Origin of the sequence: Pseudolysinimonas kribbensis (assembly GCF_039531715.1) — a bacterium.
GTDB lineage: Bacteria > Actinomycetota > Actinomycetes > Actinomycetales > Microbacteriaceae > Pseudolysinimonas > Pseudolysinimonas kribbensis.
The window spans coordinates 682,062-708,984 of sequence record NZ_BAAAQO010000004.1; the positions used below are offsets into that span (position 1 = coordinate 682,062).

29 protein-coding genes, 2 tRNA genes and 1 riboswitch are annotated in these 26,923 nt (G+C 72.1%); of the genes, 16 read left to right on the top strand and 15 right to left on the bottom strand.

Features of this window, described 5'->3' with window-relative positions; genetic code table 11:
* Window positions 1–24 precede the first annotated feature (24 nt).
* Complete coding sequence (locus ABD285_RS13940) at window positions 25–1,254, bottom strand: branched-chain amino acid ABC transporter substrate-binding protein (RefSeq protein ID WP_284255006.1); 1,230 nt, start codon at window positions 1,252–1,254, stop codon at window positions 25–27.
* Window positions 1,255–1,386: 132 nt separating this feature from the next.
* Between ABD285_RS13940 and ABD285_RS13945 the strand changes: the two genes are divergently transcribed.
* Window positions 1,387–3,051 (top strand): FAD-binding dehydrogenase, encoded by a 1,665-nt coding sequence (locus tag ABD285_RS13945; protein ID WP_344203078.1) that lies wholly within the window; start codon window positions 1,387–1,389, stop codon window positions 3,049–3,051.
* Between the two features lie 5 nt (window positions 3,052–3,056).
* On the opposite strand, the gene ABD285_RS13950 is transcribed toward ABD285_RS13945, so the two are convergent.
* The gene (locus ABD285_RS13950; RefSeq protein ID WP_284255005.1) at window positions 3,057–3,770 is read right to left on the bottom strand and encodes a DUF8185 domain-containing protein; all 714 of its coding nucleotides are present in this window, start codon (window positions 3,768–3,770) and stop codon (window positions 3,057–3,059) included.
* A gap of 34 nt (window positions 3,771–3,804) precedes the next feature.
* On the opposite strand from ABD285_RS13950, the gene ABD285_RS13955 reads away from it, so the two are divergent.
* Window positions 3,805–4,680: an acyl-CoA thioesterase gene (locus ABD285_RS13955; protein ID WP_425565067.1), complete on the top strand. Its 876-nt coding sequence runs from the start codon at window positions 3,805–3,807 to the stop codon at window positions 4,678–4,680.
* Between the two features lie 41 nt (window positions 4,681–4,721).
* Here ABD285_RS13955 and ABD285_RS13960 read toward each other — a convergent pair whose 3' ends face one another.
* From ABD285_RS13960 to ABD285_RS13980, 5 genes are all read right to left on the bottom strand, one after another.
* The gene (locus ABD285_RS13960) at window positions 4,722–5,168 is read right to left on the bottom strand and encodes an acyl-CoA thioesterase (RefSeq protein ID WP_344203080.1); all 447 of its coding nucleotides are present in this window, start codon (window positions 5,166–5,168) and stop codon (window positions 4,722–4,724) included.
* Window positions 5,169–5,181: 13 nt separating this feature from the next.
* Window positions 5,182–6,867, bottom strand: a complete 1,686-nt coding sequence (ettA, locus tag ABD285_RS13965; RefSeq protein ID WP_284255004.1) for an energy-dependent translational throttle protein EttA — start codon at window positions 6,865–6,867, stop codon at window positions 5,182–5,184.
* Between the two features lie 53 nt (window positions 6,868–6,920).
* A complete protein-coding gene (locus tag ABD285_RS13970; RefSeq protein WP_284255003.1) occupies window positions 6,921–7,415 on the bottom strand; it encodes a DUF6993 domain-containing protein in 495 nt (164 codons plus the stop codon).
* 88 nt (window positions 7,416–7,503) lie between these two features.
* On the bottom strand, window positions 7,504–8,019 hold the full coding sequence (locus ABD285_RS13975; protein ID WP_284255002.1) for a single-stranded DNA-binding protein: 516 nt from the start codon (window positions 8,017–8,019) through the stop codon (window positions 7,504–7,506).
* Between the two features lie 165 nt (window positions 8,020–8,184).
* A complete protein-coding gene (locus ABD285_RS13980) occupies window positions 8,185–8,400 on the bottom strand; it encodes a methyltransferase (RefSeq protein ID WP_284255001.1) in 216 nt (71 codons plus the stop codon).
* A 148-nt stretch (window positions 8,401–8,548) separates the two neighbouring features.
* On the opposite strand from ABD285_RS13980, the gene ABD285_RS13985 reads away from it, so the two are divergent.
* From ABD285_RS13985 to ABD285_RS14000, 4 genes are all read left to right on the top strand, one after another.
* Window positions 8,549–9,517, top strand: coding sequence for an aldo/keto reductase (locus ABD285_RS13985; RefSeq protein WP_425565068.1), 969 nt, complete (start codon window positions 8,549–8,551; stop codon window positions 9,515–9,517).
* Window positions 9,518–9,590: 73 nt separating this feature from the next.
* Window positions 9,591–9,845: a hypothetical protein gene (locus tag ABD285_RS13990; RefSeq protein ID WP_284254999.1), complete on the top strand. Its 255-nt coding sequence runs from the start codon at window positions 9,591–9,593 to the stop codon at window positions 9,843–9,845.
* A 79-nt stretch (window positions 9,846–9,924) separates the two neighbouring features.
* Window positions 9,925–10,593 (top strand): hypothetical protein, encoded by a 669-nt coding sequence (locus ABD285_RS13995; RefSeq protein WP_284254998.1) that lies wholly within the window; start codon window positions 9,925–9,927, stop codon window positions 10,591–10,593.
* A gap of 28 nt (window positions 10,594–10,621) precedes the next feature.
* A tRNA-Arg gene (locus ABD285_RS14000) sits at window positions 10,622–10,694 on the top strand.
* A 103-nt stretch (window positions 10,695–10,797) separates the two neighbouring features.
* On the opposite strand, the gene ABD285_RS14005 is transcribed toward ABD285_RS14000, so the two are convergent.
* A complete protein-coding gene (locus tag ABD285_RS14005; RefSeq protein WP_284254997.1) occupies window positions 10,798–11,058 on the bottom strand; it encodes a thioredoxin family protein in 261 nt (86 codons plus the stop codon).
* A 75-nt stretch (window positions 11,059–11,133) separates the two neighbouring features.
* Here ABD285_RS14005 and ABD285_RS14010 point away from each other — a divergent pair, with 75 nt between their 5' ends.
* The 7 genes from ABD285_RS14010 to ABD285_RS14040 all read left to right on the top strand — a co-directional run bounded on the left by ABD285_RS14010 (window position 11,134) and on the right by ABD285_RS14040 (window position 14,951).
* The gene (locus tag ABD285_RS14010) at window positions 11,134–11,574 is read left to right on the top strand and encodes a MarR family winged helix-turn-helix transcriptional regulator (protein WP_344203083.1); all 441 of its coding nucleotides are present in this window, start codon (window positions 11,134–11,136) and stop codon (window positions 11,572–11,574) included.
* Window positions 11,571–12,839, top strand: coding sequence for an MFS transporter (locus ABD285_RS14015; RefSeq protein ID WP_344203085.1), 1,269 nt, complete (start codon window positions 11,571–11,573; stop codon window positions 12,837–12,839). The genes ABD285_RS14010 and ABD285_RS14015 overlap by 4 nt, the downstream gene beginning before the upstream one ends.
* A 149-nt stretch (window positions 12,840–12,988) precedes the next feature.
* Complete coding sequence (orn, locus tag ABD285_RS14020) at window positions 12,989–13,627, top strand: oligoribonuclease (RefSeq protein WP_344203087.1); 639 nt, start codon at window positions 12,989–12,991, stop codon at window positions 13,625–13,627.
* Between the two features lie 133 nt (window positions 13,628–13,760).
* Window positions 13,761–13,836: transfer RNA gene (locus ABD285_RS14025), tRNA-His, on the top strand.
* Window positions 13,837–13,838: 2 nt separating this feature from the next.
* Window positions 13,839–14,123, top strand: coding sequence for an ATP-dependent Clp protease adapter ClpS (gene clpS / locus ABD285_RS14030; protein ID WP_284254996.1), 285 nt, complete (start codon window positions 13,839–13,841; stop codon window positions 14,121–14,123).
* 16 nt (window positions 14,124–14,139) lie between these two features.
* The gene (locus ABD285_RS14035; RefSeq protein WP_284254995.1) at window positions 14,140–14,595 is read left to right on the top strand and encodes a DUF2017 family protein; all 456 of its coding nucleotides are present in this window, start codon (window positions 14,140–14,142) and stop codon (window positions 14,593–14,595) included.
* 5 nt (window positions 14,596–14,600) lie between these two features.
* A complete protein-coding gene (locus ABD285_RS14040) occupies window positions 14,601–14,951 on the top strand; it encodes a metallopeptidase family protein (RefSeq protein ID WP_284254994.1) in 351 nt (116 codons plus the stop codon).
* Here the strand turns inward: ABD285_RS14040 and ABD285_RS14045 are convergent.
* The 7 genes from ABD285_RS14045 to ABD285_RS14075 all read right to left on the bottom strand — a co-directional run bounded on the left by ABD285_RS14045 (window position 14,903) and on the right by ABD285_RS14075 (window position 20,427).
* Complete coding sequence (locus tag ABD285_RS14045) at window positions 14,903–15,481, bottom strand: nucleoside/nucleotide kinase family protein (RefSeq protein WP_344203090.1); 579 nt, start codon at window positions 15,479–15,481, stop codon at window positions 14,903–14,905. The genes ABD285_RS14040 and ABD285_RS14045 overlap by 49 nt on opposite strands.
* 7 nt (window positions 15,482–15,488) lie before the next feature.
* The gene (locus ABD285_RS14050) at window positions 15,489–16,232 is read right to left on the bottom strand and encodes an energy-coupling factor transporter transmembrane component T family protein (protein WP_284254992.1); all 744 of its coding nucleotides are present in this window, start codon (window positions 16,230–16,232) and stop codon (window positions 15,489–15,491) included.
* On the bottom strand, window positions 16,229–17,713 hold the full coding sequence (locus ABD285_RS14055; protein ID WP_344203561.1) for an ABC transporter ATP-binding protein: 1,485 nt from the start codon (window positions 17,711–17,713) through the stop codon (window positions 16,229–16,231). Before ABD285_RS14055 ends, ABD285_RS14050 begins: the two co-directional genes overlap by 4 nt.
* The gene (locus tag ABD285_RS14060) at window positions 17,710–18,306 is read right to left on the bottom strand and encodes an ECF transporter S component (protein WP_344203092.1); all 597 of its coding nucleotides are present in this window, start codon (window positions 18,304–18,306) and stop codon (window positions 17,710–17,712) included. Before ABD285_RS14060 ends, ABD285_RS14055 begins: the two co-directional genes overlap by 4 nt.
* 22 nt (window positions 18,307–18,328) lie before the next feature.
* Window positions 18,329–18,430, bottom strand: a riboswitch (TPP riboswitch).
* A 45-nt stretch (window positions 18,431–18,475) separates the two neighbouring features.
* Window positions 18,476–18,883, bottom strand: a complete 408-nt coding sequence (locus ABD285_RS14065; RefSeq protein WP_284254990.1) for a hypothetical protein — start codon at window positions 18,881–18,883, stop codon at window positions 18,476–18,478.
* 18 nt (window positions 18,884–18,901) lie between these two features.
* Window positions 18,902–19,741 (bottom strand): glycosyltransferase family 2 protein, encoded by an 840-nt coding sequence (locus ABD285_RS14070; protein ID WP_344203094.1) that lies wholly within the window; start codon window positions 19,739–19,741, stop codon window positions 18,902–18,904.
* 47 nt (window positions 19,742–19,788) lie between these two features.
* Window positions 19,789–20,427, bottom strand: coding sequence for a M23 family metallopeptidase (locus ABD285_RS14075; protein WP_344203096.1), 639 nt, complete (start codon window positions 20,425–20,427; stop codon window positions 19,789–19,791).
* Window positions 20,428–20,655: 228 nt separating this feature from the next.
* On the opposite strand from ABD285_RS14075, the gene glgX reads away from it, so the two are divergent.
* Genes glgX through treZ form a run of 3 tightly spaced genes read left to right on the top strand, consistent with a single transcriptional unit; the run spans window position 20,656 to window position 26,913 of the window.
* Window positions 20,656–22,854 (top strand): glycogen debranching protein GlgX, encoded by a 2,199-nt coding sequence (gene glgX / locus ABD285_RS14080; RefSeq protein WP_284255732.1) that lies wholly within the window; start codon window positions 20,656–20,658, stop codon window positions 22,852–22,854.
* Between the two features lie 4 nt (window positions 22,855–22,858).
* Entirely contained in the window at window positions 22,859–25,216 is a 2,358-nt protein-coding gene (gene treY, locus ABD285_RS14085) for a malto-oligosyltrehalose synthase (protein ID WP_344203098.1), read from the top strand.
* A complete protein-coding gene (gene treZ, locus ABD285_RS14090; RefSeq protein ID WP_425565040.1) occupies window positions 25,213–26,913 on the top strand; it encodes a malto-oligosyltrehalose trehalohydrolase in 1,701 nt (566 codons plus the stop codon). Before treY ends, treZ begins: the two co-directional genes overlap by 4 nt.
* Window positions 26,914–26,923 lie beyond the last annotated feature (10 nt).

Sequence of the window (26,923 nt, forward strand, 5' to 3'; positions counted from 1 at the left end):
ATGCCCGCCCCGTACGGTTGCGAACTACTTGCCGATCGTTCCGATGGGTTCGATCTTGCCGTCCGCGACCTTGTAGCCGTAGACCGCAGGGGCCTGCAGCTCACCCGTGGAGTCCCACTTGTAGTGCTTGCTCAGCCCGTCGGCGTCGTAGTTCTTCACCCAGTCGAGCAGCTTCGCCCGGTCGGTGTTGCCCTTGTCGATGCCCGCGAGCAGGATCGTCGCCGAGTCGTAGCCCTCGATCGAGTAGGTGCCCGGCTCGGCGTTGAACGCCGTGTTGTAGGCCTTCTCGAAGTCCGGGATCAGCTCGCCGGGGATGCAGGGGCAGGTGAAGTAGGCGTTCTTCGAGGCCGAGCCCGCCTGCTTGATGAACTGGTCGTCCTTCACGCCGTCGGGGCCGACGAACGTGCCCTTGAAGCCCTTCTGCACAAGCTGCTGGTCGAAGGGCGCGCCCTCCGCGTAGTAGCCCGCGTAGTACACGGCGTCGGCCTTCGAGTTGATGACCTTGGAGACGGTGGCCGAGAAGTCCTTCTGACCGGTCGTCACCTTGTCGCTGCCGGCCAGGCTCGAGCCGAGCTTCGGCTTGGTGGCGTTGGCCAGGCCCACGCCGTAGTCGGAGTCGTCCTGCACCAGGAAGACCTTCTTGGCCTTGAGCTTGGTGGTGATGAAGTCGGCGGCCGCCGGTCCCTGGATGCTGTCGTTGCCGAGCGCCCGGAAGAAGGTCTTCCAGCCGTTCTGGGTCAGCGTCGGGTTGGTCGCCGACGGGGTGATGTGCACGAGGCCCTGGTCCTCGAAGATCTGCCCGGTCGCCTTCGACTCACCCGAGAACGGAAGACCGATGACTCCGACGATCGCCTTGTTGCTCGCGGCCTGAGTGGTCGGGCCCGTCGCCTTCGCCGGGTCGCCCTCCGTGTCGTACTTCTGGAACTGCACCTGGCACTTCGGGTTGGCCTTGTTGTGCTGGTCGATGGCCAACTGGACACCGTTGTAGATGTTGATGCCGAGGGCCGCGTTGGCGCCGGTCTCCGCGCCGACGTAGCCGATCGTGAGCGACGAGGCGCATTCGGCCTTGCCGTCGCCGGCGGGAAGCACTGCGTCCTTGGGCACGTCGACCGAGTCGATGGTCGGGATGTCGACCTTGTCGGACCCGCCGCCTCCGGACGTGCCGCCGCCGCCGGACGGATTGGCGCAGCCGGCGAGCAGGAGGCCCGCGGCCGCCACGACGGACAACGTCGCGATGACTCTCTTCTGGATCATGTTGTCTCCCTGCTGTGATTCCGGCCCCGAGGTAGACGAGACGACCTCGGCCCGGCGATTGTGGCGATCCTATCCCGGGCGTTCGCCCCGGCAAGGCACGATCCGGCAACGTGCGCCGTAGGTTGGATTCCGATGAGCGACAACTCGGATGCCGCGGATGCCGTCGTGATCGGAGCGGGCCTCGCCGGCCTCGTGACCGCCGCCGAACTCGTGGCCGCGGGAAAGCGCGTGATCGTGCTCGAGCAGGAGCCCGAAGCCTCGCTCGGCGGCCAGGCCTGGTGGTCGTTCGGAGGGCTGTTCCTCGTCGACTCCCCCGAGCAGCGCCGCATGGGCGTGCACGACGGTCTCGATCTCGCCCGGCAGGACTGGTTCGGCAGCGCCGAATGGGATCGCGACGAGGACGCGTGGGGGCGGGCCTGGGCGGAGGCCTACCTGACGTTCGCCGCGACCGAGAAGCGCGCCTGGCTGCGCGAGCGCGGCGTGACGTTCTTCCCCGTCGTCGGCTGGGCCGAGCGCGGCGGCTACACCGCATCCGGCCATGGCAACTCGGTGCCGCGGTTCCACATCACCTGGGGCACCGGCCCCGGCATCCTGGAGCCGTTCATCGACGCGGTGCGCGCGGGGGTCGAGGCGGGACGCGTCGAGCTGCGCTTCCGGCACCGGGTCGACGAGCTCGTCGTCGAGGCCGGCGCGGTCGTCGGGGCCCGAGGCGCCGTGCTCGCCGACGACGACGCCGAGCGGGGCGCGGCGTCGAGCCGGGACGTCGTCGGCGACTTCGAGGTGCGCGGCGCCGCGGTCGTCGTCGCGAGCGGCGGCATCGGCGGCAACCACGAGCTGGTGCGCGCGGCGTGGCCCGACTGGCTCGGCACCCCGCCGGAGAAGATGCTGAGCGGCGTGCCCGCCCACGTCGATGGCCGGATGCTGGGCATCAGCGAGACGGCGGGCGCGCGCCTGGTCAACGGCGACCGTATGTGGCACTACGTGGAGGGCATCGAGAACTACGCGCCCGTGTGGGAGCAGCACGGCATCCGGATCCTGCCCGGACCCTCGAGCATGTGGTTCGACGCCACGGGGGCGCGCCTGCCCGTGCCGCTGTTCCCCGGCTTCGACACCCTCGGCACGCTGCAGTACCTGCGCGAGCTCGGACACGACCACTCCTGGTTCGTACTGGATCAGGCGATCATCGAGAAGGAGTTCGCCCTCTCGGGCAGCGAGCAGAACCCGGATCTCACGGGCAAGAGCGTGCGCGAGCTGCTGCGCCAGCGCCTCGGCAGGGGCGCCACGGAGCCGGTGGAGGCGTTCAAGGAGAAGGGCCCGGACTTCGTCGTCGCCGACACGCTCGACGACCTGCTGGCGGGGATGCGGGAGCGCAACGACGGCATCGAGCTCGACGGCACGCGGATCGCCGTCGAGCTCGGCGCGCGCGACCGGGAGCTGGCGAACCCGTTCGCGAAGGACCTGCAGGTCGTCGCGCTGCGGGGCGCGCGCCGCTACCTCGGTGACAAGCTCATCCGGGTCGCGAAGCCGCATCGGATCCTCGACCCGAAGCGCGGGCCGCTCATCGCCGTCAAGCTGCACGTGCTGACCCGCAAGAGCCTCGGCGGCATCCAGACCGACCTGAGCGCTCGCGCACTCGCGGCGGACGGTGCGCCGGTGCCCGGCCTGTACGCGGTCGGCGAGGCGGCGGGGTTCGGCGGGGGCGGCATCCACGGGTACCGCGCGCTCGAGGGCACCTTCCTCGGCGCCTGCCTGTTCACGGGACGCACCGCGGGTCGCGCGATCGCCGCGGCCCTGTAGGCGCTCTAGCGGGCGAGGGTCCAGGCGCGACGGCGCACGAGCACGTGACCGCGGTCGGAGGTGAGCCGGGTCCACGGACCCGTCTCCAGGATGCGCACGGTGTCGTCGCCGAGGAACCCCATGCTGAACGCCGCGAACGCCGCTCCCGCCGGCACGTGCTCGAAGCCGGGGATCGGCCGGCCCCACACCTCGGTGCGCACGCGTCGCACGATCTGCTCCCCGGCGGCCTCCGGCACGGCGCCGGCGATCTCCTCGATCCCGGCGCGGGCCACGCCGTCCAGCAGCGGCGCCTCGGTGGACGGCAGCGGATGCCATCCCCCGCGCGGCGGGGAGATCGCGGCCCAGGTCGCGCTCGCCACCGACATCGGCAGCGAGATCGTCACGGTCTGCGCGGCCGCCGGGTCGAAGCTCGAGGCGATGTCGCCGACCTCGGCGCGCGCGCGATCCAGCCGGCTCGACAGCGATCCGATCGGCACGACCACGTCGAAGACCGCCTGCTCGCCGCCGTCGCCGGGGGCGAGCGCGAAGGTGCGCAACCCCAGCACCGTCGGGGTCTCGTCGAGAAGTCCCACCGGGTACAGCACCGCGGCATAGACGGCCAGGACGCCGCTCCCTGCGATCAACCGCACGGAGCCGTCCTCGATGCGGCCGGCGCGGCCGAGGAAGACCCGGAGGTCATCGAGCGAGGCGACGTCGACGAGAGTGAAGGTGTCGCTCATCCGGCGACCTAGACTACCGGGCGTGAGCGACCCCCTGTCGGGCCTCCTGGCCGCCCTCGACCTGACCGACACGGGCGCCCGCACCGCTGAGGACATCTTCACGGGCCCCAGCCTCTTCATGCCCACCGGCCGGGTGTTCGGCGGTCAGGTGCTCGCGCAGTCCCTCGTGGCGGCGATGCGCACCGTGCCCGAGGACCGCGCCGTGCACTCGGTGCATGGCTACTTCCTGCGCCCGGGCGACGTCGAGCTGCCGATCACCTTCTCGGTGGACCGCATCCACGACGGGAGGTCGTTCAGCGCCCGCCGGACCCAGGCCTATCAGCGCGGGACGCCGATCCTGTCGATGATCGCGTCATTCCAGACCGAGGACGAGGGCCTCGAGCACCAGGTGCCGATGCCCCAGGGCATGCCCGACCCCGAGTCGCTGCCGAGCGCCGCGGACGCGCTGCGCGGCTTCGATCACCCCATCGCCCGGTTCTGGGCGACCCAGCGCGCGTTCGACATCCGGCACCTCGACGCGCCGATCTACGCGACCGCCGACCCGGAGCGCCGCCCGATGCAGGCGGTCTGGATGCGCACGATCGGCGCCATGCCCGACGAGCCGAACCTGCACAGAGCCGCTCTCGCCTACGCGACCGACTACGCGATCCTCGAACCGATCATGCGTCAGCACGGCGTGGCCTGGGGTGCGGCCGGGCTCAAGGTCGCGAGCCTCGACCACGCGATGTGGTGGCACCGGTTCGCCCGGGTCGACGAGTGGCTGCTCTACGTGCAGGAATCGCCGACGGCGACCGGGGGGCGCGGGCTGGCGACCGGACGGATCTTCCGCCGGGACGGGGCGCTCGTCGCAAGCGTCGCGCAGGAGGGCATGGTGCGGGTCCCCGATCCGCGCGACTACGACGGGCGCTGACCCGGGCTACCGCTCGGACCCGCGCGCTCGGGCCGGCGCGCTCAGCCGCGGCGCGTGAACGCGATCGGCTCGTCGGACCACGCGCTCCAGCTCGCCCGTTCGTCCTCGGTGATCTTGCGCGGACGCTGCGTGGTCGGGTCGACGAGCACGATCGTGGATGCCGCACGCGCGTACTGCGTGAACGGCTCCGCATCCAGCGGTGAGCACACCTCGTAGCAGATCTCGAGGCTCGCGCCGCCGAGCCGCCCGAGCCAGAGCTGCACGTCGAGCGGCTGGGACTGGTACGGCACCGGCGAGAGGTACTCGATCTCCTGCCGCGCGACGAGCCACAGGGTCGAGGGATTGGTCACCGAGTCGACGATCTCGGCCCCCCAGAAGGCCTGCACGCGGGCCTCCTCGAGCAGCACGAGCATGGCCGCATTGTTCACGTGGCCGTAGGCGTCGAGGTCGTTCCAGCGCAGCCGCACCGGCACGTGCATCCGGGTCATCGGTCGCCCCCGCTCAGGAGCGCGTGAGCCGGCGGTGCACGGAGGCGTGCGGAGCCGCGGCCTCCGGGCCGAGCCGGTCGATCTTGTTGGCCTCGTACGCCTCGAAGTTGCCCTCGAACCAGTACCAGCTCGCCGGGTTCTCGTCGGTGCCCTCGTAGGCCAGGATGTGCGTCGCGATCCGGTCGAGGAACCACCGGTCGTGCGTGATGACCACCGCGCACCCGGGGAACTCGAGCAGCGCGTTCTCGAGCGACTGCAGGGTCTCGACGTCGAGGTCGTTGGTCGGCTCGTCGAGCAGCAGCAGGTTGCCGCCCTCCTTGAGGGTCAGCGCGAGATTGAGGCGGTTGCGCTCGCCGCCGGAGAGCACGCCGGCCTTCTTCTGCTGATCCGGCCCCTTGAACCCGAACTTGCTGACGTAGGCGCGGCTCGGGATCTCGGTCTTGCCCACGGTCAGGATGTCGAGGCCGTCCGACACGACCTCCCACAGCGTCTTGGTCGGGTCGATGTTCGAGCGGGTCTGGTCGACGTAGCTGATCTTGACCGTCTCGCCGACCTTGAGGTCGCCGCCGTCGAGCTGCTCGAGGCCGACGATCGTCTTGAACAGCGTCGTCTTCCCGACGCCGTTCGGGCCGATCACTCCGACGATGCCGTTCGGCGGGAGCGTGAAGCTGAGCCCGTCGATGAGCGGGCCGCGCTCGTCGAAGCCCTTCTGCAGGTTCTTGGCCTCGATGACGATCGTGCCCAGGCGCGGTCCCGGCGGGATCTGGATCTCCTCGAAGTCGAGCTTGCGGGTGCGGTCCGCCTCCGCGGCCATCTCCTCGTAGCGGGCCAGGCGCGCCTTGGACTTCGCCTGGCGGCCCTTCGCGTTGCTGCGCACCCAGTCGAGCTCGTCGGCGAGGCGCCTGGCGAGCTTCGCGTCCTTCTTGCCCTGCACCTCCAGGCGCTCGGCCTTCTTCTCGAGATAGGTGGAGTAGTTGCCCTCGTAGGGGTACAGGTGACCGCGGTCGACTTCGGCGATCCACTCGGCCACGTTGTCGAGGAAGTACCGGTCGTGGGTGACGGCGATCACGGCGCCGGCGTACGACTTGAGGTGCTGCTCGAGCCACTGCACGCTCTCGGCGTCGAGGTGGTTGGTGGGCTCGTCGAGCAGGAGCAGGTCGGGCTTGGCGAGCAGGAGCTTGGTGAGCGCCACGCGGCGCTTCTCGCCCCCGGAGAGATTGGCGACGCTCGCATCGCCCGGCGGGGTGCGCAGGGCGTCCATCGCCTGCTCGAGCTGCGAGTCGAGGTCCCAGGCGTCGGCCGTGTCGATGTCCTCCTGCAGCGTGCCCATCTCGGCCAAGAGCGCGTCGAAGTCGGCATCGGGATCCGCCATCGCGGCCGAGATCTCGTTGAAGCGGTCGATCTTGCCCTTGATCTCGCCGACGCCCTCCTGCACGTTCTCGAGCACGGTCTTCGACTCGTCGAGCTCGGGCTCCTGCATGAGGATGCCGACGCTGTACCCCGCCGAGAGCTTGGCCTCGCCGTTGGACGGCTGGTCGAGTCCGGCCATGATCTTGAGGATCGTCGACTTGCCGGCGCCGTTGGGGCCGACCATGCCGATCTTCGCGCCGGGCAGGAACGCCATGGTGACGTCGTCGAGGATGACCTTGTCACCCACCGCCTTGCGGGCGCGCACCATGGAGTAGATGTATTCGGCCATGGAGCCAGCCTACGGGTCGGCCGGGCGCCCTTCCTGATCGCGCGGGCGGGCCGCTACCAGTCGATCTTGCGGGTCTTGCCCGCGAGGCAGCGACCGGTCGAGAAGACCTTCTGGGCGGTACTGGCGTAGCCGATGTTGCCGTACTCCCCGACCAGGCAGGTGCGACCGAGCAGGATCGAGAACTCGATGTTGTCGGCCTGCAGGTTCACGGTCGTGGTGTCGGGCGTGACCTCCATCGCCGCCTTCGGGTACCCCGCGGCGACGAGGTTGTCGATGAACTCGCGTCCGTTGAGCGTGCCGCCCTTGGCGATGAGCGTCTTGTTGACCTGGTCGAAGTACGGCAGGTTCTCGGCGGCGTTGCCCTGCAGCGCGATCGTGGGACTCGCCGTCGGCGTGGGGCTCGGCGCTTTCGACGCGGTGGATGCGGTGTGTGCCGGGCCGGCGGGGGCCGCGGGGGTGCATCCGGCCAGCAGCGTCACCGTCGCGAGCGCGACGGCGACGAGCGCACTGCCCAGCGCGACCCGCGCGCGAAACGGACCTGACGACACGTCGACTCCCCTCGTCCGCGCCGAGTCTAGGGGTGCCGAACCGCGGGTCCGCTCGGAGGACGCCCGGGGCCGCCCGAGAGCGCCGCGGCTAGAACGGCAACGCCGCCTCGGTCGCTCGCTGAGCGCGTGCGGCGGCCAACTCGTCGCCCGGCTCGGCGTCGCCGTCGCCGACGGCCTCGGACGCGTCGCCGGCGTCCGCGTGCCCGGCCGTCTCGCCGCTCTGCGTCGCTTCCGCGGCCGCGGAGGCCGCGACCGTGCGGGAGAACACCGCGGTGCCCCAGCTGAGGTCGTGGCCGAGGGCGTCGGCGTCGATCTCGACGTTGGTGCCGTGCTTGTCCTCGGTCGCCCACTCGCGCACCCGCAGCCGCCCGGTCACGACGACGCGCTGCCCCTTCGCGACCGAGCCGACGACGTTGGTGGCGAGCTGGCGGAAGGTGGTGACGGTGTACCAGTTGGTGTCGGCATCCACCCACTTGTTCTCGGCGCGGTCATAACGCCGCAGCGTCGAGCAGAGCCGGAATGACGTGATCGGCAGCCCGTCGCTCGTGACGAGGTGGCGCGGCGTGGTGGCGACGAGGCCGGTGACGGTGATGGTGTCGGGCATGGGGGGCTCCTTCGAGAGATCGTGGTCTCGGATGCCGGAGCGGGTTCGTGCCGGGAAATCCGCCCCGGCATCCGATGGCCCCATGCTCGTCAGCCGCCCGGGAACGCGGGACGCCCGCGCCCCGATCTGGGGAAGCGGGCGTCGGACGCGGGGTGTGGAGGCGGCTCAGTGCTCCCGGAACTCGGGCCAGTCCGACCCCGGCGCCATGGCCGCGTGCAGCGCGCTCTTCGCGACGTCGAGCGACGGGTACGTGCCGCGGTCCTGGGCTTCCGGGTCGTCGATGAGGCGCACCGTGTACCCCTCGTCGGACCGCAGGATCGAGCCGATCGCACCGTTCGGCCCGAAGGCCACCCAGCGCTGCTGCGTCACCTGATCGTTCATCGTCGAACTCCCTTCGGAAGCGGAACTTCGGATGCGACTCACGGTACGCCGGGCGACCCATCCTGGCCCGGTTTGGCGGCAACCCCTCAGGACGCGACCTAGGCTGCCACGAGTGACCCATCTCGCCGCCGACGACCGATACGACCGGATGCCGTACGAGCGCTCCGGGCGCAGCGGTCTCCTGCTCCCCCGCATCTCGCTCGGCCTGTGGAACAACTTCGGTTCCGACCGTCCGCGCCAGACCCAGCGCGAGATCCTGCTGCGCGCGTTCGATCTCGGCGTGACGCACATCGACCTCGCCAACAACTACGGCCCGGACGGCGGGGATGCCGAGCGCACCTTCGGGGCGGTGCTCGCCTCCGACCTGCGGCCGTATCGGGACGAGCTGGTGGTATCGACCAAGGCGGGTTATCGGATGTGGCCGGGCCCGTACGGCGAGTGGGGATCGCGCAAGGGCATGCTGGCCTCGCTCGACCAGTCGCTGGGACGGATGGGGCTCGACTACGTCGACATCTTCTACTCGCACCGGCCCGACCCGAGCACCCCGATCGAGGAGACCATGGGCGCCCTGGCGTCGGCGGTGCGGGCCGGCAAGGCGCTGTACGCCGGCGTCTCGAACTACGACCCGGAGCAGACCCGGGCCGCGGCGGCGGCGCTCGCGGCCGACGGCGTGCCGCTGCTCATCCACCAGCCGCGATACAACATGTTCGACCGCGAGATCGAGCGCGGGCTGCTGCCCGTGCTCGCGCAGGTCGGCGCCGGGGCGATCGTCTACTCGCCCCTCGCGCAGGGCCTGCTCACCGACCGCTATCTCGCGGGCGTGCCGAGCGACTCCCGGGCGGCGATCGGCCGTTGGATGACAGAGCGCAACATCTCGCCCGAATACCTCGAGACGGCGCGGGCGCTGAACGAGATCGCCCGGGGCCGCGGCCAGACCCTCGCGCAACTCGCGCTCACCTGGGTGCTGCGGCATCCGGAGGTCACGAGCGCGCTCATCGGCGCCTCGAGCGTCGCGCAGCTCGAGGACAACCTGCGCGCTGCGACGGCCGCGCCGCTGACCGCCGATGAGCTCGCGGCGATCGAGCCGCTGGCCCGCGAGGGCGTCGGAGAGGCCTGAGCGTCGGTCCGGACCGAGCGCACGAAAGCCCCGGTCCGGCCGGAATGTCGGTGGCCGGGGTCATGATCGGCGCATGGACCTCCTCGAGCGCAGCGCTCCCCTGCCGACCTCCCGGTCGTTCCCGGGCCTGCGGCTCGTGCCGCTGCACGCCGGGCTGACCCGGGTGCTGCACCGCGACGGCAGCGTGCTCGGGTACGTCGAGACGGTTCCGGATGCCGCGGGCGTCCGGTACCGCGCCAAGCGCATGCGGCCCCGCGCCGCCGGGTTCACGGTCGTCGGCGAGTTCTGGTCGCCCGACGAGGCGCTCGACGCCCTGCGCTTCGCGTAGTCGCCCCGCCGCGAGCGCCTTCGGCCTCGACCGGCGATTCGGTTCCCGCCCGCGCGGGCGCCGGGGTTATGGTGCGCGCATGCAGTGGTGGAACGACCTCGTCGACTGGACCCAGTCCGACGCAGGGTGGCGGATCATCTCGGGGGCGATCATCCCCTTCATCGCGATCGTGGTCGCCGGCATCGTCGGGGCCGTCATCGGGCGCGGCGTCACCCGGCGACTGGTGGCCCAGCGCGATCACGAGACGCGCGCGTCGGCGGTGACCGCGCTCATCCAGGCGGGTCAGGATGCCGCCAAGTGGCACAGCCAGTCCGCCGCCGCGAAGGAGCACGCCGCCCATCTCGCGAGCGAGGCGGACGTCATGGTGCGCCTGCTGCCGATCTCGGGCGCCGGACTCGCCGCCGACTGGGCCACGCACCAGCTCGCCGAGATGCGGACGAACTCCGTCAGCTACAGCTACGCGGCCGACCAGACCTTCTCGGAGTACCGCGATCGCCTCGTGCTCTGGCTGCACAAGCCGGGCAAGGGCAAGCGGCTGTTCACGACCGATCTGCAGCGCTGGCGCTACGACGACCAGGGCCCCGATCCGCTCGTGGTCGAGCAGCAGAAGTGGGCCGAGGAGCAGGTGACCGCGACGACCCACGAGGCGCCGGAGCACGCGGCGTCGCTGCCGGTCGGCGGCGCGACCACGGCGCTGCCCGCATTCGGCACCTCGCCGGCGGCGCCCGCCGAGAAGGCCGCGAACTGAAGGCGGTGCTCTACTCTGGGCTCGGTTGCCCCCCGTAGCTCAGTGGATAGAGCATCCGGTTTCTACCCGGCTGGTCGGGAGTTCGAATCTCTCCGGGGGGACTGGCTCCGGAGCCGCCCTCGATCTGACGCGAATGCCGGGTGCGGCGCGCTCTGACCGTGCATTCGCGTCAGATGGATGCCGTCCAGGCAGGCGGGCGGGCGCTCAGACCGCGAGCGCGAGCGCGGCGAGCACGCGCTGCACGGTGGGCACGCCCTCCGCGCGGAAGACCTCGGTGCCGTCCTCGCGGCGCACGATGACCGTGGGAGTCGCGCGGATCCGCTCGGCGGCCGCGGCATCCGGAGCGCTCGCGACGTTGCGCTCGACGACGGATGCCGCCGGAACCAGGCGCGCGGCCTCGTCGAGCACGGCCCGCGTCGCCGTGCAGGCGCCGCAGAAGCTCGAACTGTAGAGCTCGACGATCACGCCGGGGACAACGCCGGCGGGGGCCGCGGGATTCCGTGACCAGCAATACATACCAATGTTATATAAACTGGGTATATGACTTCGACCCGACGCGAGACCCTCTCCGCCCTGCTGGTCGCGAGCAACCGCCTCGTGCGGGTCGCGGCCCAGGCGACCGGCAACCGCACCCCCTCCGCGATCTGGCGGGCGCTCGGCATCCTCGAGAGCGACGGCCCGATGCGGGTCGGCGAGCTCGCGACCGCCTGCCGCGTCACCCAGCCCGGCATGACGCGCGCCCTCGGACAGCTGGTCGAGGAGGAGTTCGTGTCGCGCATCGCCGACACCGCCGACTCGCGCGCGTGGCTGATCCGGATCACGCCCAAGGGCACCGCGACACTGCACGCCTACCGCGCCGAGATCGGCACGGCCCTCGAACCGTTCTTCCGCGACCTCGACGACGCCGACTGGCGAGCGCTCGAGCGCGCGACCGAGTTGATGGCCGCGCGCACCGCGGTCGAGAAGGAGGCGGCCTCATGAGCACCGCACCCGCGCACGGCAACGCCACCGGCGAGACCGCCAGCATCCTGAAGCAGCCGCGCACGGTGTGGGCGATCGCGTTCGCGTGCGTCATCGCGTTCATGGGCATCGGGCTCGTCGACCCGATCCTCAAGGGCATCGCCACCGAGCTGCACGCCACCGCGACCGAGACCGAGCTGCTGTTCACGAGCTACCTCGCGATCACCGGACTCATGATGCTCGTCACGAGCTTCATCTCCAGCCGGATCGGCGCCCGCCTGACCCTGCTGATCGGCCTCGCCTTCATCGTGCTGTTCGCGCTGCTCGCGGCGCTCAGCCCGTCCGTGGAGGCGATCATCGGATTCCGCGCCGGCTGGGGCTTCGGCAACGCGCTGTTCATCTCCACGGCGCTCGCCACCATCGTGGGGGCGGCATCCGGCGGCACGAGCGCGGCGATCATCCTGTACGAGGCGGCGCTCGGGCTGGGCATCGCGGTCGGTCCGCTCGTCGGCGGCCTCCTCGGGTCGATCGCGTGGCAGGGCCCGTTCTTCGGCGTCTCGGTGCTCATGGCGATCGCGTTCGTCGCGATCCTGGTGCTCCTGCCCCGGGAGGCCCAGGGCGTCGTGCGTGAGAAGACCCGGTTCACGGCGCCGCTGCGCGCGCTCGGCAACCGCACGCTGCTGGTGCTGGCGCTCGCCGCCCTGTTCTACAACGTCGGCTTCTTCACCCTGCTCGCGTTCTCGCCGTTCGCCCCCGGGCTGAACGGGTTCACGGCGCTCGATCTCGGCTTCGTGTTCTTCGGCTGGGGCGTCGCGGTCGCCGTGACGAGCGTGTGGGTCGCACCGATCCTGACCGCTCGGATGCCGCGGTCGACGGTGCTGGCCGTCGTGCTGCCGCTGCTCGCGATCGACCTCGGGCTCGTGGGCCTGCTGGTCGCGAGCACGGTCGGGATCATCGTCTGCATCATCGTGGGCGGGCTGTTCCTGGGCGTGCTCAACACCGTTCTCACCGAGGCGGTCATGAACGCCACCGACCTGCCGCGCTCGGTCGCGTCGTCGGCGTACTCGTTCGTGCGGTTCATCGGGGGCGCGGCCGCTCCCCCGCTCGCCGCCGCGATCGCCGCCTGGACCGGCGACCCGGCGATCTCGTTCTACGTCGGCGGCGCGTCGGTGCTCGTCGCGACGGTGCTCATCGTCGCGGGCCGCCATCAGCTGCGCCGTATCGACGGCGGCGAGGAGACCGTGCGCGAGGAGGCCGAGGACATCGGCGTCGCCGACGCGGCCTGAGCGGCACGCATCCGATCGACGTTTCGCCATCGGATGCGTGCCGCGCGAGCGCGATCGGATGGCGAAAGGCTCAGGGAAGGGGCGCGATGTGCTCGCGCACGATCACCTGCGCGGGGCGGGTCGTCGGGGTGCGCCGCTAGAGTCGGGGCATGGCAGCGCACGACGTCCTCGTCTGGATCGACTGCGAGATGACCGGCCTCGATCTGTCGATCGACGAGCTCGTCGAGGTCGCCGTCGTGGTCACCGACTACGACCTCAAGCCCCTCGACCCCGGCTTCTCGATCGTCATCAAGCCGGATGCCGAGGCCTTCGAGCACATGAGCGACTTCGTCGTCGCGATGCACACGACCTCCGGGCTCATCGACGAGATCCCGCACGGCAAGAGCCTCGGCGAGGCCGAGTACGAGGTGCTCGAGTACATCCTGAAGTTCGCACCCGACGCGCAGTCGGCGCCGCTGGCGGGCAACACGATCGGCACCGACCGCTCGTTCCTGGCGAAGTTCATGCCGCGGGTCGACCAGCACCTGCACTACCGCAGCGTCGACGTGTCGTCGATCAAGGAGCTGGCCCGCCGCTGGTACCCGCGTGCCTACTTCCAGGCGCCCGCAAAGAACGGCGGACACCGGGCGCTCGCCGACATCCTCGAGTCGATCCGCGAGCTCGACTACTACCGCCGCATCCTCTTCGTCACCGAGCCGGGACCGAGCTCGGAGCAGGCCCAGGAGGTGTCGGCCGCGACCACCGCCGCGTGGGCCGACCAGCTGCCGGCGCACGCCCCGCACGACTGAGCGTCACCGGCCCGCGTCCGCGAGGCGCCCGTTCGGCGGAACACGCACGTCGCGGCCTCGCGGCGCGCGTCGCGGAGCCCGCGCGGTGCTCTACAATCGTGGGGTTGCCCAGCCACACGTGGGAGGGCGCATGGTGGATGTAGCTCAGTTGGTAGAGCACTGGCTTGTGGTGCCGGTGGTCGCGGGTTCGAGCCCCGTCATCCACCCCACGATGTCACTGACCCAGCCGGACGAGGCCCTCGAGGAGCGCGAGCTCTTCGAGCCCGACCGCGCCTGGAGCACCGTCGTGTGGAACGATCCGGTGAACCTCATGACCTACGTGACGCACGTCTTCCGCACCTACTTCGGCTACCCCCGCCGGGAGGCCGAGCGGCTCATGCTGCTCGTGCACCACGAGGGCCGGGCGACGGTGGCGTCGGGCCCGCGCGAGGAGATGGAGCGGCACACCGAGGCGATGCACGAGTTCGGGCTGTGGGCGACCGTGGAGCGGATCTGATGCGGAGCGAGACGCGATGAGGGTGCAGCGCCGGCGCGGCGACATCGTCGTGGGGCTCGACGCGGTCGAGCGCGACCTGCTCGCCTCGCTCGCGACCCAGTACGACGAGGTGCTGCACGACGACGAGGGTGACGACGCCGTGCACGACCGGCTGTTCCCGGTGGCGTACCGCGACGATCCGGACGCCGACGACGAGTTCCGCCGGTACACCTACGAGGGCCTCGTCGAGCGCAAGAGCGCGAACGCGGGCCGGATCGCGGCATCGATCGCGGCGGCGGGCGACGGGCGCATCCTGCTCGACCCGGATGCCGTCGGCGCCTGGCTGCCGGCGCTCACCGACCTGAGGCTCGTGATCGCCGAGCGGCTCGGCATCCGGCACGACGACGACACCGTGCCCGACGACCAGCTCGGGCAGGTGTACCACTGGCTCGCCGAGCTGCAGGCGCGCCTCGTCGACGCCGTCGATCGCTGAGAGCGATGCCGCTCGACGTGGATGCCGAGGCCTTCGAGGCCCTCGTCGTCGAGGAGCTCGACGCGCTGCCCGATGAGATGGTCGACGGGCTCGAGAACGTCGTTTTCGTGTGCGAGGACGCGCCGGAGGACGGGTCCGACATCCTGGGCGAGTACCAGGGCGTCGACCTCACGCGCCGCGACCGCTACGGGTTCGGCGAGCTGCCGGATCGCATCGTGCTGTTCCGGCTGCCGCTGCTCGCGTACTGCCGCGACCTCGACGAGCTGCACGACGAGGTGCACGTCACGCTCGTGCACGAGATCGCCCACTACTTCGGCATCGACGACGACGAACTCCACCGCCTCGGCTGGGGGTGAGGCGCGCGAGTGACCGGCCAGGTGACGTCGGCATGGAGGTGCGGGTGCTCGCGGGCGGCGAAGGCGGCCTCCTGGCGGGCCCAGCGGTCCCAGTGGGGGGCGTAGGCGTCGCCGTCGCGGGCGAGCGCGCGGCGGCGGCGCGAGGCGGCATCCAGCTCGACCCAGACGCCGAGGGTGGCCAGGCGCCGGGCGGCGCGGCTGAGGGCGCCGCAGCCCTCGACGACGAGGGGGCGGGCGGGGTCGACCGGATGCCAGATCCCGGGCTGCTGGGTGGTCCAGTCCCAGCCCCGCCATCCCGGATCCTCCGAGCGCAGTACGTCCGCCACGACGGCGGCGCTCCCGGCCTCCAGGCCGTCCCACCCGGGGTAGATGTCGTCGAGGCTCACGAGCTGGGCGCCGAGGGCCGGCGCGAGCCGCTCGCCGAGGCTCGTCTTGCCCGCCCCCGAGCCGCCGTCGACGAGCACCACCGGGCGCGGAACCGCCGCCGCCCGTGCGACGAGGTCCTCGAACGAGGTGACGAGCTCAGGCACCGACAACTCAGGCACCGACGAACCTCCAGGTGCCGAGCGCGACGGCGAGGCCGATCGCGAGCGCCGTGACGACGACACCGGTCCCCGCGAGCACGAGGTCGCCCGCCCCGAACCGCGACGCGCGCGCCCAGGTGCGCGGCCCCGGGGCGCCGAAACCCCGGGCTTCCATCGCCGTCGCGAGCTTCGTTCCACGACGCACCGCGAGCACGAGCAGGGCGATCGCCTGTCCGAGCGCGCGCCGGATGCGGCCGCGGTCGGCGATCCCGCGCGCCCGGCGGGCGAGCGCGAGGTCGCGCCAGTCGGCCACGAGCAGCCCCACCAGCCGGAACGCGGCCAGCGCGCCGAGCACGAACCGCGCCGGCAGGTGCAGCCGCTGCGCGAGGCCGTCCGCGAGGTCGGTCGGGTCGATCGTCGCGAGCAGCAGGATGCCCGGGATGCCGATCGCCAGCACGCGCAACCCGACCGCCGCCGCGAGCGCGAGCGATCCGCTCGTCACCGTGACCGGCCCGAGCGCGAGCAGCACGGCCCCTGCGTCGACCCCGTAGAGGGCCGTCGTGATCGCCGCCAGCGCCCCGGCCACGACGAGCGGGATGCTGCGCCGCGCCACGGCGCCGAGCCCCACCCGGGCGAACGGCGCGAGCACGAGCACGGCGACGAGCACCACCCCCGCCGACACCACGTCGATGGAGAGCACGAGCGCGACCGTCACGAGCAGCGCGACGCCGAGCTTGGTGACCGGATTGACGCTCACGCGGTCACCGCCGCCCGGCCGAGCTCGAGCCGGGCGTCGGCGAGGGCCGCCACGAGCTCCGCATCGTGGGTGGTCGTCACGATCGCGGTGCCCGCGCGCAGCAGCTCCGCGAGCAGGGCGACGAGCTCGGCCCAGGTGACCGCGTCCTGCCCGAACGTCGGCTCGTCGAGCACGAGCACGCGGGGCCGGCCGGCGAGCACCGCACCGACGGACAGCCGGCGCTGCTCGCCGCCGGAGAGCGTGTGCGGCTGGGCGTCGGCGAGCGCGCCCAGGCGCAGCCGCTCGAGCAGCGGGTCGATGCGCGCGGCGAGCTCCGCGCCGCGGAGGCCGAGCGCCCGCGGGCCGACCTCGAGCTCGGCGCGCACCGTGGGCGCGACGAAGGTGTGCGCCGGCTCCTGGAACACCGTGCCGATGCGGGTGAGCAGTTCGCGGGACCGCCAGCGCACCGGGCCGGGGCCGAGCCCGGCGGCGAGGGCGGGCGCCGCCTCCACCGCGCCCGCGACCGGCGGCAGCAGGCCCCCCAGGGTGAGGGCGAGCGTCGTCTTGCCGGAGCCGTTCGGGCCGGTCACCGCGAGCGCCGATCCCACCGACACCGTGGTCCGGACGCCGCCGGCGGCGATCGCGGCGCCGCGCCCCACGCTCAGGTCGCGCGCCGAGAGCAGCGTCTCGCCGGCCGCCCAGTCGCGCACCGGATGCGCCGGCGGCCGGCCGGGAACCCAGACGCCCGCGGCCGCGAGTTCCGCGCCGCGCGCGGTCAGCACGGCATCCGGAGCACCGTCGGCCACCACCCCGGCGCCCGCCTCGAGCACCACCACCCGATCGACCACGTCGAGCCAGGTCGCGACCCGGTGCTCGACCACCACGACCGTGGCGCCCGTCTCGGCGGCGATCCGCGCGACCGCGTCGCGCACCTCGATGACGCCCTCGGGGTCGAGGCTGGCGGTCGGTTCGTCGAGCAGCAGCAGCCCGGGGCGCATGGCGAGCACCGCCGCGAGTGCGAGCCGCTGGCGCTGACCGCCGGAGAGCGCCGCGGTCGAGGCGTGCAGCGGCAGGTCGAGCCCGACCATCCGGAGCGCCTCGGGCACCCGGCGGCGGATCTCGTCGACCGGCACGCCGAGGTTCTCGCAGCCGAACGCGACCTCGTCGCCCACCCGCGCGAGCACGGTCTGGGCGTCGGGGTCCTGCAGCACGAGGCCGGCGCGTCCGCGGGCGGCGGCGGGCGATATCCCGTCGATCGTCAGCTCGCCGGCGGCGTCGCCCTCCTCGCCGTCGGCGCCGAGCACGCCCGCGAGGGCGGCGAGCAGCGTGCTCTTGCCCGCGCCCGACGGCCCGAGCAGCAGCACCCGCTCCCCCGGCTCGATCGCCAGGTCGAGGCCGGTGAGCGCGGGCGCGCCCCGGCCGGCGTGCCGCCAGCCCCAGCCCCGGGCGCGGACCGCGACGCCGCGAACGCCGCCGCCGCTGCCGCTGCCGACCGTGGTCAGCGCGACCTCCCGGCGGGGAAGCGCGAGAGCGCCCCGGTGCGTGCGAGCGCCCGCACGGCGAACCACGCGAGCAGCCCGCAGATCGCCCCCGACAGGATCGTCGTGCCGATGTAGACGCTCTTCGCCGCGGCATCGAGCGCGACCACCGACGAGCTCAGGAAGCTGTCGAGCACGCCCTCCGCGATCCCGGTGCCGACACCCGCGAGCACGGCGATCCACCACGAGCCGAGCCGGTACAGCACGATCGCGAACACGATCTCGGCACCGAGGCCCTGCACGATGCCGGAGATCACCGTCGTGAAGCCCCACTGCGACCCGATCGCCATCTCGACGATCGCGGCGAGCAGCTCGACGAAGATCGCGGCACCCGGCTTGCGGATCACCAGCCCGCCGAGCACGCCCGCGAACAGCCACAGGCCGTTCAGGATGCCGAACAGGCCGGGCGAGAACGCGAGCGGGGTCGAGAGCGGGGTCCATGCGATCCCCCACGCCCAGAAGACGACCCCGCAGGCGACGCCGAGCACGGCGGCCACCACGATGTCGACGACGCGCCAGCGGGCGACGGTGCGGATGGGAAGAGCTGCTGCGGTCATGCGTGCCTCCGGATCGGTCGGCACGGGTTTCGAGATGCCTCCCTGCGCCGGCATGATCCGGATCAGGTTCGACGGTCGGAGCTTGGATCAGCTCCCTCTCAGCCCGGCACACCGGACTCCCGTGTTCGACGCCGATCCTACGCGTGCGCGCGCCCCACCGCGCGCGGCGCTACGCGGCCGAGGCGACGTCGTCGACGAAGCCGACCGCGACGTACTCCAGCTTCGAGAAGTCGACGGTCGCGTCGTTCGCCGCGGAGTTGTCGATGACGTACGCGATGTTGACGGCGAGGTCGCGCATGCCCGACGTGAAGTTCTGGCCGACGAACCGCGCGCAGACGATGATGCCCTGCACGATGACGAAGTCGCCCCGCTCGTCGCTGCCGCGCAGCGACGGGTCCGCCCGGTTCACGTCGAATCCGGCCGGCGTGCGGTACTTGAGCGGGTGCTCGAACCGGGCGAGCAGGTAGTCTGGTCGATCGGAGCCCGGGATGACGCGCAGGGCGTCGGCGCGCAGCGGAAGCGCGGCCTCCAGCTCCGCCGGTCCGATGTCGAGACGGGTCAGGACGAAACCGGGCATGCCGACAGCGTGCCAGATTCAGCGGGCCAGGCCGAGCGCGAGTCCCCGCCGGCGCACCCGGCCGCCCCAGCGCACGCCCTTCATGACCGGGTAGATCGCCGCGAACACGACCATGGGGGCGCGCAGGGCCGGATTGGCGATCCCGTGCGCGTCGTAGGTGCGCTCCCACCGGCGCACGTAGCTGGCGTAGTCCCGGGGGTTGTCGTCGAGGCGCCGCGCGCTCATGCCGGCGACCATGTCCGAGCTGTAGACGACGCGGTGCCCGCGACGCTGCAGGTGGATGCTGAGGTCGATGTCCTCGTGCATCTCGTCGTTCGCGTCCCGGCACGCGACGCCCCGGATGTCGCGCCAGGCGCTCGCACGGATCGCCATGTTGCTGCCGAACACGAAGTGGTAGTCGCGAGCGAGACGCAGGATCGCGCGGCGCAGCGCGTCGTCGGCGTGATGCCCGAGCCGCTGCAGCGGCATGTCGTAGTAGATCATCGGGCCGGTCGCGGCATCGACGGTGCCGTCGGCGAAGATCCGGCGCACCTCCTGCACCCAGTCCGGCTCGATCACCGAGTCGGCGTCGATGCGGCCGATGACCTCGCCGATCGCCTGGTCGAGCCCGAAGTTGCGCGTCGGCACGAGACCCTGCTCGGCGTCCTGGCGGAAGATCCGCAGCGGCGCGTCGGGGAACTCCGCCCGCAGCGACTCGAGCACGGCGAGCGTGGAGTCGGTCGAGCGGTTGTCGACGACGAGGATCTCGTCGGCCGGCTCCGTCTGATCGATCGCGGCGACGACGCAGGCCCGGATCCGCTCTTCCTCGTTGAAGGCGGGGATGACGATCGAGACCGTCGGCCCCCCGGCTGGTGGCATGGCGCCAGACTAGCGGCAGGGAGTCCGCCGAGCGCCAGCCGGGACCTCTAACCCCAGGGCTGCGTCACGTGGGCGCGCATCCACGCCAGCGGATCCTCCGGCGTGCCGGACGCGTCCAGGATGCCGAAGTGCAGATGCGTCCCCGTGCTCTCCCCGGTGTCGCCGACCCGGCCCACGATCTCCCCCCGGGTGACGTGGTCGCCGACGGCGAGGTGCAGCGACCCCGCGATCATGTGGCCGTAGACGCTCGTGACCGTCTCTCCGTTCACGTCGTGCCGGATCATGACGTGCTCGCCCAGGTCGCCGAAGAACCCTGCCTTCACGACGGTGCCGTCGGCGATCGCGGCGATCGGGGTGCCGGCGCCGGGCACGAGGTCGACGCCGCTGTGCATGCTCGAGCAGCCGCCGCAGGGCGGGATGCGCCGGCCGAACCCGCTGCTCATGCGCGTCGCCGGGTCGATCGGCCACTGCACGAGGGTGATCGAGGTCATCGTGACCCCGTCGCGGGGTGCGACCCGGATCGGGTCGGTGTGCGCGGCGAGGTCGAGGTGCTGGGATGCCGCATCGAACCGGGCGTGCTCGACGACGGAGGCGAAGGCCGGCAGCGCGACGACGGTCGTCCCGGCGGCGATGAGCACCGCCGTGAGCGAGGCGCCCGCGATGGACAGCAGGACGGAACGGGACAAGGGAGGTCTCCGGGGGGTCGGGCGCGGCGTGCGCGGGGGCGCGCAACGCGGCACGCCGATTCGGGTTCGGGCCCACACGGAGGCCGCACACGGCGCGATCCACGACTGCACCGGAGCCTCCGGAGCCGAATCATTGATTTCCGATGTTTCTGGGCGGTCCCTGGCAACGGCATCCGGGCCCCGCCCCCGACACGGCGGCGTTCGAGAGCGGCGGCTAGCGTGATCGGAATGCAGGCGGCATCCACCCCTACCCCCTCCCCGATCTGGCCCGGTACGGCCTACCCGCTCGGCGCGACGTTCGACGGCAACGGCACCAACTTCGCGCTCTTCAGCCAGGTCGCCGAGGGCGTGCAGCTGTGCCTGATCGCCGAAGACGGCACCGAGACCCGCGTCGACCTGACCGAGGTCGACGGCTACGTCTGGCACGGCTACCTGCCCGGGGTCCAGCCCGGGCAGCGCTACGGCTACCGGGTGAGCGGCACGTGGGATCCGGCGACCGGTCAGCGCTGCAACCCGGCCAAGCTGCTGCTCGACCCGTATGCGAAGGCCACCACCGGCGACATCCGGTGGGGGCAGTCCATGTTCGGCTACACCTTCGGCAGCCCCGAGCAGCGCGACGACTCCGACAATGTCGCCGACACGCTGCACGGGGTCGTCATCAACCCCTTCTTCGACTGGACCGGCGACCGCGCCCCGCGCACCCCGCTCGCCGAGACCGTGATCTACGAGGCGCACGTCAAGGGACTCACGCAGCAGCATCCGGACGTGCCCGAGCATCTGCGCGGCACGTACGACGCGATCGCGCACCCGTCGGTCATCGCCCACCTGCAGAAGATCGGCGTGACCGCGGTCGAGCTCATGCCGGTGCACCAGTTCGTCGACGAGGGCAACCTGCAGGACAAGGGCCTGCACAACTACTGGGGCTACAACACGATCGCGTTCTTCGCGCCGCACGCGGCCTACGCGGCATCCGGCCGGCTCGGCCAGCAGGTGCAGGAGTTCAAGGGCATGGTGCGCGCCCTGCACACCGACGGCATCGAGGTGATCCTCGACGTGGTCTACAACCACACGGCCGAGGGCAACCATCTCGGCCCGACGATCTCGATGAAGGGCATCGACAACGCCGCCTACTACCGGCTCGTCGACAAGACGCCCGAGTACTACATGGACTACACGGGCACCGGCAACTCGCTGAACGCGGGCGACCCGCGGGCGCTGCAGCTCATCATGGACTCGCTGCGCTACTGGGTGACCGAGATGCACGTCGACGGGTTCCGGTTCGACCTGGCCTCCACGCTCGCGCGCGAGTTCTACGACGTCGACCGGCTGTCGACCTTCTTCGAGCTCGTGCAGCAGGACCCGGTGGTCTCGCAGGTCAAGCTCATCGCCGAGCCGTGGGATGTGGGGCCGGGCGGCTACCAGGTGGGCAACTTCCCGCCGCAGTGGGCGGAGTGGAACGGCAAGTACCGCGACACGGTGCGGGACTTCTGGCGCCGCGAGCCGGGCACGCTCGGCGAGTTCGCCTCCCGCATCACCGGGTCGAGCGACCTGTACGAGGACACCGGACGACGTCCCGTCGCGTCGATCAACTTCGTCACCGCGCACGACGGCTTCACCCTGCGCGACCTCGTCTCGTACAACGGCAAGCACAACGACGCCAACGGCGAGAACGGCAAGGACGGCAACGACGACAACCGATCGTGGAACTGCGGCGCCGAGGGCCCGACCGACGACGCCGGCATCAATGCCCTCCGCGGCATGCAGCAGCGCAACTTCCTCGCCACGGTGCTGCTGAGCCAGGGCGTGCCGATGATCCTGCACGGCGACGAGCTCGGACGCACGCAGGGCGGCAACAACAACGGCTACGCGCAGGACAACCCGATCACCTGGGTCGACTGGGCGCACGCCGACCAGGCGCTCATCGAGTTCACCGCGGCCGTCGTGCGGCTGCGGCGGGAGCATCCGACGTTCCGGCGCAGCCGGTTCTTCGACGGACGGCCGGTGCGGCGCGGCGCGGGTGAGCCGGTGCCCGACATCGTGTGGCTGAAGCCGGATGCCGAGATGATGACGCCCGAGGACTGGGAGGCCGGGTTCGGGCGCACGATCGGGGTGTATCTGAACGGGCAGGGCATCCACGGGATGGACGTGCGCGGCCAGCGGATCAGCGACCGGCACTTCCTCGTCTACTTCTCCGCCCACGACGAGGACGTGCAGCTCACGCTGCCCGACGCCGATTACGCCGACGAATGGGACGTCATGATCGACACCTCGGGCGAGCGCGTGGGGGGCGACACGCTCATGGCGGGCGCGCCGTGCGCCGTCGGCGCGCACTCGCTGCTCGTGCTCTGCGAGCACCGACCCGATGCGCCGACCGACGATGCGGTGAGCCCGGAGCTCGCCGTGAGCACCCCGCAGCGCACGGCCTGATCCGATGCCCGGTTCGCCGATCTCCACCTACCGGCTGCAGGTGACCGCCGGGTTCACCCTCGCCGACGCCGCCGATGCCACCGGGTACCTGCGCGACCTCGGGGTGGACTGGGTCTACCTGTCGCCGCTGCTGGAGGCGACGCCGGGGTCGACGCACGGGTACGACGTCGTCGACCCCGCGAGGGTGGATCCGGAGCGCGGGGGCGTCGATGCGCTCGATTCGTTGTCGCGCGCGGCGCACGCGAACCGATTGGGGGTTCTGGTCGACATCGTGCCGAACCACGTGGGCGTGGCGCGGCCGGAGGTGAACGCCGCGTGGTGGGACGTGCTGCAGCACGGAGCGGACGCCGAGCACGCGGCGTGGTTCGACATCGACGGGGATCTCGGGGGCGGCCGGGTGCGCATCCCGGTGCTCGGCGAGTCCCTCGCCGACGCCGCCGCGAGCGGAGCGCTGCGCGTCGAGGACGGCGAGCTGCGCTACCACGAGCATCGCTATCCCCTGGCCCACGGCACCGAGGCGCCGGACGTGCTCGCGGTGCACGCGGCGCAGCACTACGAGCTCGTCGATTGGCGCCGCGCCGACGCCGAGCTCAACTACCGCCGCTTCTTCGCCGTGAGCGACCTCGCCGCCGTCCGCGTCGAGCTGCCGGAGGTCTTCGCGGCGACGCACCGCGAGATCCTGCGCTGGGTGCGCGAGGGGATCGCCGACGGCCTGCGCGTCGACCACCCCGACGGGCTCGCCGATCCGGGCGGGTACCTGGATGCCCTGGCCGCCGCGACGGGCGATGCCTACGTGCTCGTCGAGAAGATCCTCGAGCACGGCGAGCGGTTGCCCCCGTTCTGGGCGACGGCCGGAACCACCGGGTACGACGCGCTCGCCGAGTTCGACCGGGTGCTCGTCGACCCGGAGGGTCTCGCGGCCCTCGACCGGCTCGACCCGCCGGTCGCCTGGGACGACCTCGTGCACGACATGAAGCGCGAGGTCGCCGACGGCATCCTCCGCTCGGAGGTCGCCCGCCTCGCCCGCGAGGCCGCGGCCCGCGAAGCCGCGACTCCCTGGCCAAAAACGCCCAGTGCGGGCGGGAGCCCACTGGGCGTTTTTGGCCAGGAAGGGGATGGCGAGAGGGTCGAAGATGCGACTGCGGAGGTGCTCGCGTGCTTCCCCGTGTACCGGAGCTACCTGCCGTACGGGCGGGAGCACCTCGACGCGGCGATCGCCGAGGCGACGCGACGCCGGCCCGACCTCGCGAGCAGCATCGCTGCGCTCGCGCCGGTGCTGAGCGACCCGGCGCAGCCGGTCGCGATCCGGTTCCAGCAGACCAGCGGCATGGTCATGGCGAAGGGCGTCGAGGACCGCGCCTTCTACCGCGTCTCCCGGCTCGCGAGTCTCACCGAGGTCGGCGCCGACCCCTCGGAGTTCGCGATCGACGTCGATGAGTTCCACGCGCGCCAGGAGCGGCGGCTCGCCGAGCATCCGCTCGCGATGACGACGCTCTCCACGCACGACACCAAGCGCGGCGAGGACACCCGCGCGCGGATCACCGCGATCGCCGAGGCGCCGGGCGAGTGGGCGGCGTTCGTGGCGGGGATGCGGCAGCGCCATCCCCTCGGCGATCCGGTGTTCGAGAACCTGCTCTGGCAGTCCGTCGCGGGGTCGTGGCCGCGGGAGCGCGCGGCCCTGCACGGCTACGCCGAGAAGGCTGCGCGCGAGGCGGGCGCCCACACGAGCTGGCAGCACCCCGACGAGGAGTTCGAGCGGCGCATGCACGCGCTCGTCGACGCCTGCTTCGACGACGCCAGCACCGCGGCGGCCCTCGACGGGATCGTCGCCCTGCTCGAGCCGGCCGGGTGGTCCAACGGCCTCGCCGCCAAGCTCCTGCAGCTCACCGGCCCCGGTGTGCCCGACGTCTACCAGGGCAGCGAGCTCTGGGAGCGATCCCTCGTCGACCCCGACAACCGCCGGCCCGTCGACCTCGGCGAGCGCCGCGCACTGCTCGCCCGCCTCGACGCCGGATGGCGCCCCCCGCTGGACGCGACCGGCGCCGCGAAGCTCCTGGTCACCAGCCGCGCGCTGCGACTGCGCCGCGACCATCCGGAGCTCTTCGGCCGCTACCTGCCGATCCCCGCGATCGGCGCGGCTTCCCGCCACATCGTCGCGGTCGACCGCGGCGGCGTGACCGTGCTGGCGACCCGCCTGCCGCTGGGCCTCGCCCGCGCCGGCGGCTGGGGCGCCACGACGGTGCTGCTGCCGCACCGGCCTGTCGTCGACGAGCTGACCGGCGCCGAGCACGCCGGCGGCGAGACCCGCGTCGCCGACCTCCTCGACCGCTATCCCGTCGCGCTTCTCCGGAGTTCCTCGTGATCCCCGAGGTCTGGGCCCCGCGCCCCGGTCGAGTGCGGCTGTGGACTCCGGAGAAGCTGCACGAGATGCGCCGCGATCCGGATGCCTGGTGGCGCGCCGACGTCGACCTCGCGCCCGGCAGCCGCTACGGCTTCGTGCTCGACGACGACCCGGCCCCGGTCCCCGACCCGCGCGGCCGTGCGCTGCCCGACGGCGTCGACGGCCCGAGCGCCGTCGTCGACCCCGCGGTCTTCGAGAGCGCCGGCCGCTGGCCCGGGCGCGCTCTGCCGGGCTCGGTCGTCTACGAGCTGCACCTCGGCACCTTCACGCCCGGCGGCACCGCCGACTCCGCGATCGAGCGTCTCGACGACCTCGTCGCCCTCGGCATCGACCTCGTCGAGCTGCTGCCGGTCAACGCCTTCGACGGCGACTGGAACTGGGGCTACGACGGCGTCGCCTGGTTCACGGTCGACGAGAGCTACGGCGGCCCGAGCGCGTACCGCCGCCTCGTCGACGCGTGCCACGCGCGGGGGCTGGGCGTCATCCAGGACGTCGTCTACAACCACCTCGGCCCGGCGGGCAACCACCTGCCCCGGTTCGCGCCGTACCTGCGCACCGAGGGCGGCAACACCTGGGGCGACACGGTCGCGATCGAGGAGCCGGAGGTCTTCCGGTACGCGCTCGACAACGCCCGGATGTGGCTGGAGGACTACGGCGTCGACGGCCTGCGCCTGGATGCCGTGCACGCCCTCGCCGACGACCGTCGCGACGCGCTGCTGACCGCCCTCGCCGCGCAGGCCGACGAGCGCAGCGCCGCGCTCGGCCGTCCCCTCACGCTCATCGCCGAGTCGGACATGAACGACGCGCGGCTGATCACCCCGCGCGAGGCCGGCGGCGACGGGCTCACCGCGCAGTGGTGCGACGACTACCACCACGCCGTGCACGTCGCGCTGACCCGCGAGACGCAGGGCTATTACGCCGACTTCGACTCGCTCGCGGCGCTCGCGAAGGCCGCCACCCGCGGCTTCTTCCACGACGGCACGTACTCGTCGTTCCGGGGACGCCCCCACGGCGCTCCCATCCCGCCCGAGCTCGAGCCGTGGCGGCTCGTCACCTTCGCCCAGGATCACGACCAGATCGGCAACCGCGCCACCGGCGACCGGCTCGGGGCCACGCTCTCGCCCGACCGGCTCGCCATCGCGGCGGTGCTGACCCTGTGCTCGCCGTTCACCCCGATGCTGTTCATGGGCGAGGAGTGGGGCGCCTCGAGCCCCTGGCAGTTCTTCACCGCGCATCCCGACCCCGACCTCGGGCGGGCGACCGCCGAGGGGCGGATCGCCGAGTTCGAGCGGATGGGCTGGGATCCGGATGCCGTGCCGGATCCGCAGGACCCCGCCACCTTCGAGCGCTCGCACCTCGAGTGGGCCGAGCGCGAGCGCGACCCGCACGCCCGGCTGCTGCGCCTGCACCGGGACCTCATCGCCCTGCGTCGGCGCGAGAGCGCGTTCCGGGAGGCGACCTTCGACGAGCTGGCCGCGGACGTCGACGACGACGCGGGCCGGTTCCGGCTGCGCATCCGCGACCTCGAGCTGCGGGTGAACCTCGGCCGCGAGGCGTGGGCCGCGGGCACCGGCGAGCTGCTGCTCGGCACCCGCGCCGATGTCGCCGCCGACGCCATCCCGCCCGAGACGGCGGCGGTCGTGCGGATGCACACCTGACGCTCAGCGG

Bases quoted from the DNA above. Each gene is read 5' to 3' on its own strand.
- ABD285_RS13940 (WP_284255006.1), bottom strand. From the start codon at position 1,254: ATGATCCAGAAGAGAGTCATCGCGACGTTGTCCGTCGTGGCGGCCGCG.
- ABD285_RS13945 (WP_344203078.1), top strand. From the start codon at position 1,387: ATGAGCGACAACTCGGATGCCGCGGATGCCGTCGTGATCGGAGCGGGC.
- ABD285_RS13950 (WP_284255005.1), bottom strand. From the start codon at position 3,770: ATGAGCGACACCTTCACTCTCGTCGACGTCGCCTCGCTCGATGACCTC.
- ABD285_RS13960 (WP_344203080.1), bottom strand. From the start codon at position 5,168: ATGACCCGGATGCACGTGCCGGTGCGGCTGCGCTGGAACGACCTCGAC.
- ettA (WP_284255004.1), bottom strand. From the start codon at position 6,867: ATGGCCGAATACATCTACTCCATGGTGCGCGCCCGCAAGGCGGTGGGT.
- ABD285_RS13975 (WP_284255002.1), bottom strand. From the start codon at position 8,019: ATGCCCGACACCATCACCGTCACCGGCCTCGTCGCCACCACGCCGCGC.
- ABD285_RS13980 (WP_284255001.1), bottom strand. From the start codon at position 8,400: ATGAACGATCAGGTGACGCAGCAGCGCTGGGTGGCCTTCGGGCCGAAC.
- ABD285_RS13985 (WP_425565068.1), top strand. From the start codon at position 8,549: ATGCCGTACGAGCGCTCCGGGCGCAGCGGTCTCCTGCTCCCCCGCATC.
- ABD285_RS13990 (WP_284254999.1), top strand. From the start codon at position 9,591: ATGGACCTCCTCGAGCGCAGCGCTCCCCTGCCGACCTCCCGGTCGTTC.
- ABD285_RS13995 (WP_284254998.1), top strand. From the start codon at position 9,925: ATGCAGTGGTGGAACGACCTCGTCGACTGGACCCAGTCCGACGCAGGG.
- ABD285_RS14010 (WP_344203083.1), top strand. From the start codon at position 11,134: ATGACTTCGACCCGACGCGAGACCCTCTCCGCCCTGCTGGTCGCGAGC.
- ABD285_RS14015 (WP_344203085.1), top strand. From the start codon at position 11,571: ATGAGCACCGCACCCGCGCACGGCAACGCCACCGGCGAGACCGCCAGC.
- orn (WP_344203087.1), top strand. From the start codon at position 12,989: ATGGCAGCGCACGACGTCCTCGTCTGGATCGACTGCGAGATGACCGGC.
- clpS (WP_284254996.1), top strand. From the start codon at position 13,839: ATGTCACTGACCCAGCCGGACGAGGCCCTCGAGGAGCGCGAGCTCTTC.
- ABD285_RS14035 (WP_284254995.1), top strand. From the start codon at position 14,140: ATGAGGGTGCAGCGCCGGCGCGGCGACATCGTCGTGGGGCTCGACGCG.
- ABD285_RS14040 (WP_284254994.1), top strand. From the start codon at position 14,601: ATGCCGCTCGACGTGGATGCCGAGGCCTTCGAGGCCCTCGTCGTCGAG.
- ABD285_RS14060 (WP_344203092.1), bottom strand. From the start codon at position 18,306: ATGACCGCAGCAGCTCTTCCCATCCGCACCGTCGCCCGCTGGCGCGTC.
- ABD285_RS14065 (WP_284254990.1), bottom strand. From the start codon at position 18,883: ATGCCCGGTTTCGTCCTGACCCGTCTCGACATCGGACCGGCGGAGCTG.
- ABD285_RS14070 (WP_344203094.1), bottom strand. From the start codon at position 19,741: ATGCCACCAGCCGGGGGGCCGACGGTCTCGATCGTCATCCCCGCCTTC.
- glgX (WP_284255732.1), top strand. From the start codon at position 20,656: ATGCAGGCGGCATCCACCCCTACCCCCTCCCCGATCTGGCCCGGTACG.
- treY (WP_344203098.1), top strand. From the start codon at position 22,859: ATGCCCGGTTCGCCGATCTCCACCTACCGGCTGCAGGTGACCGCCGGG.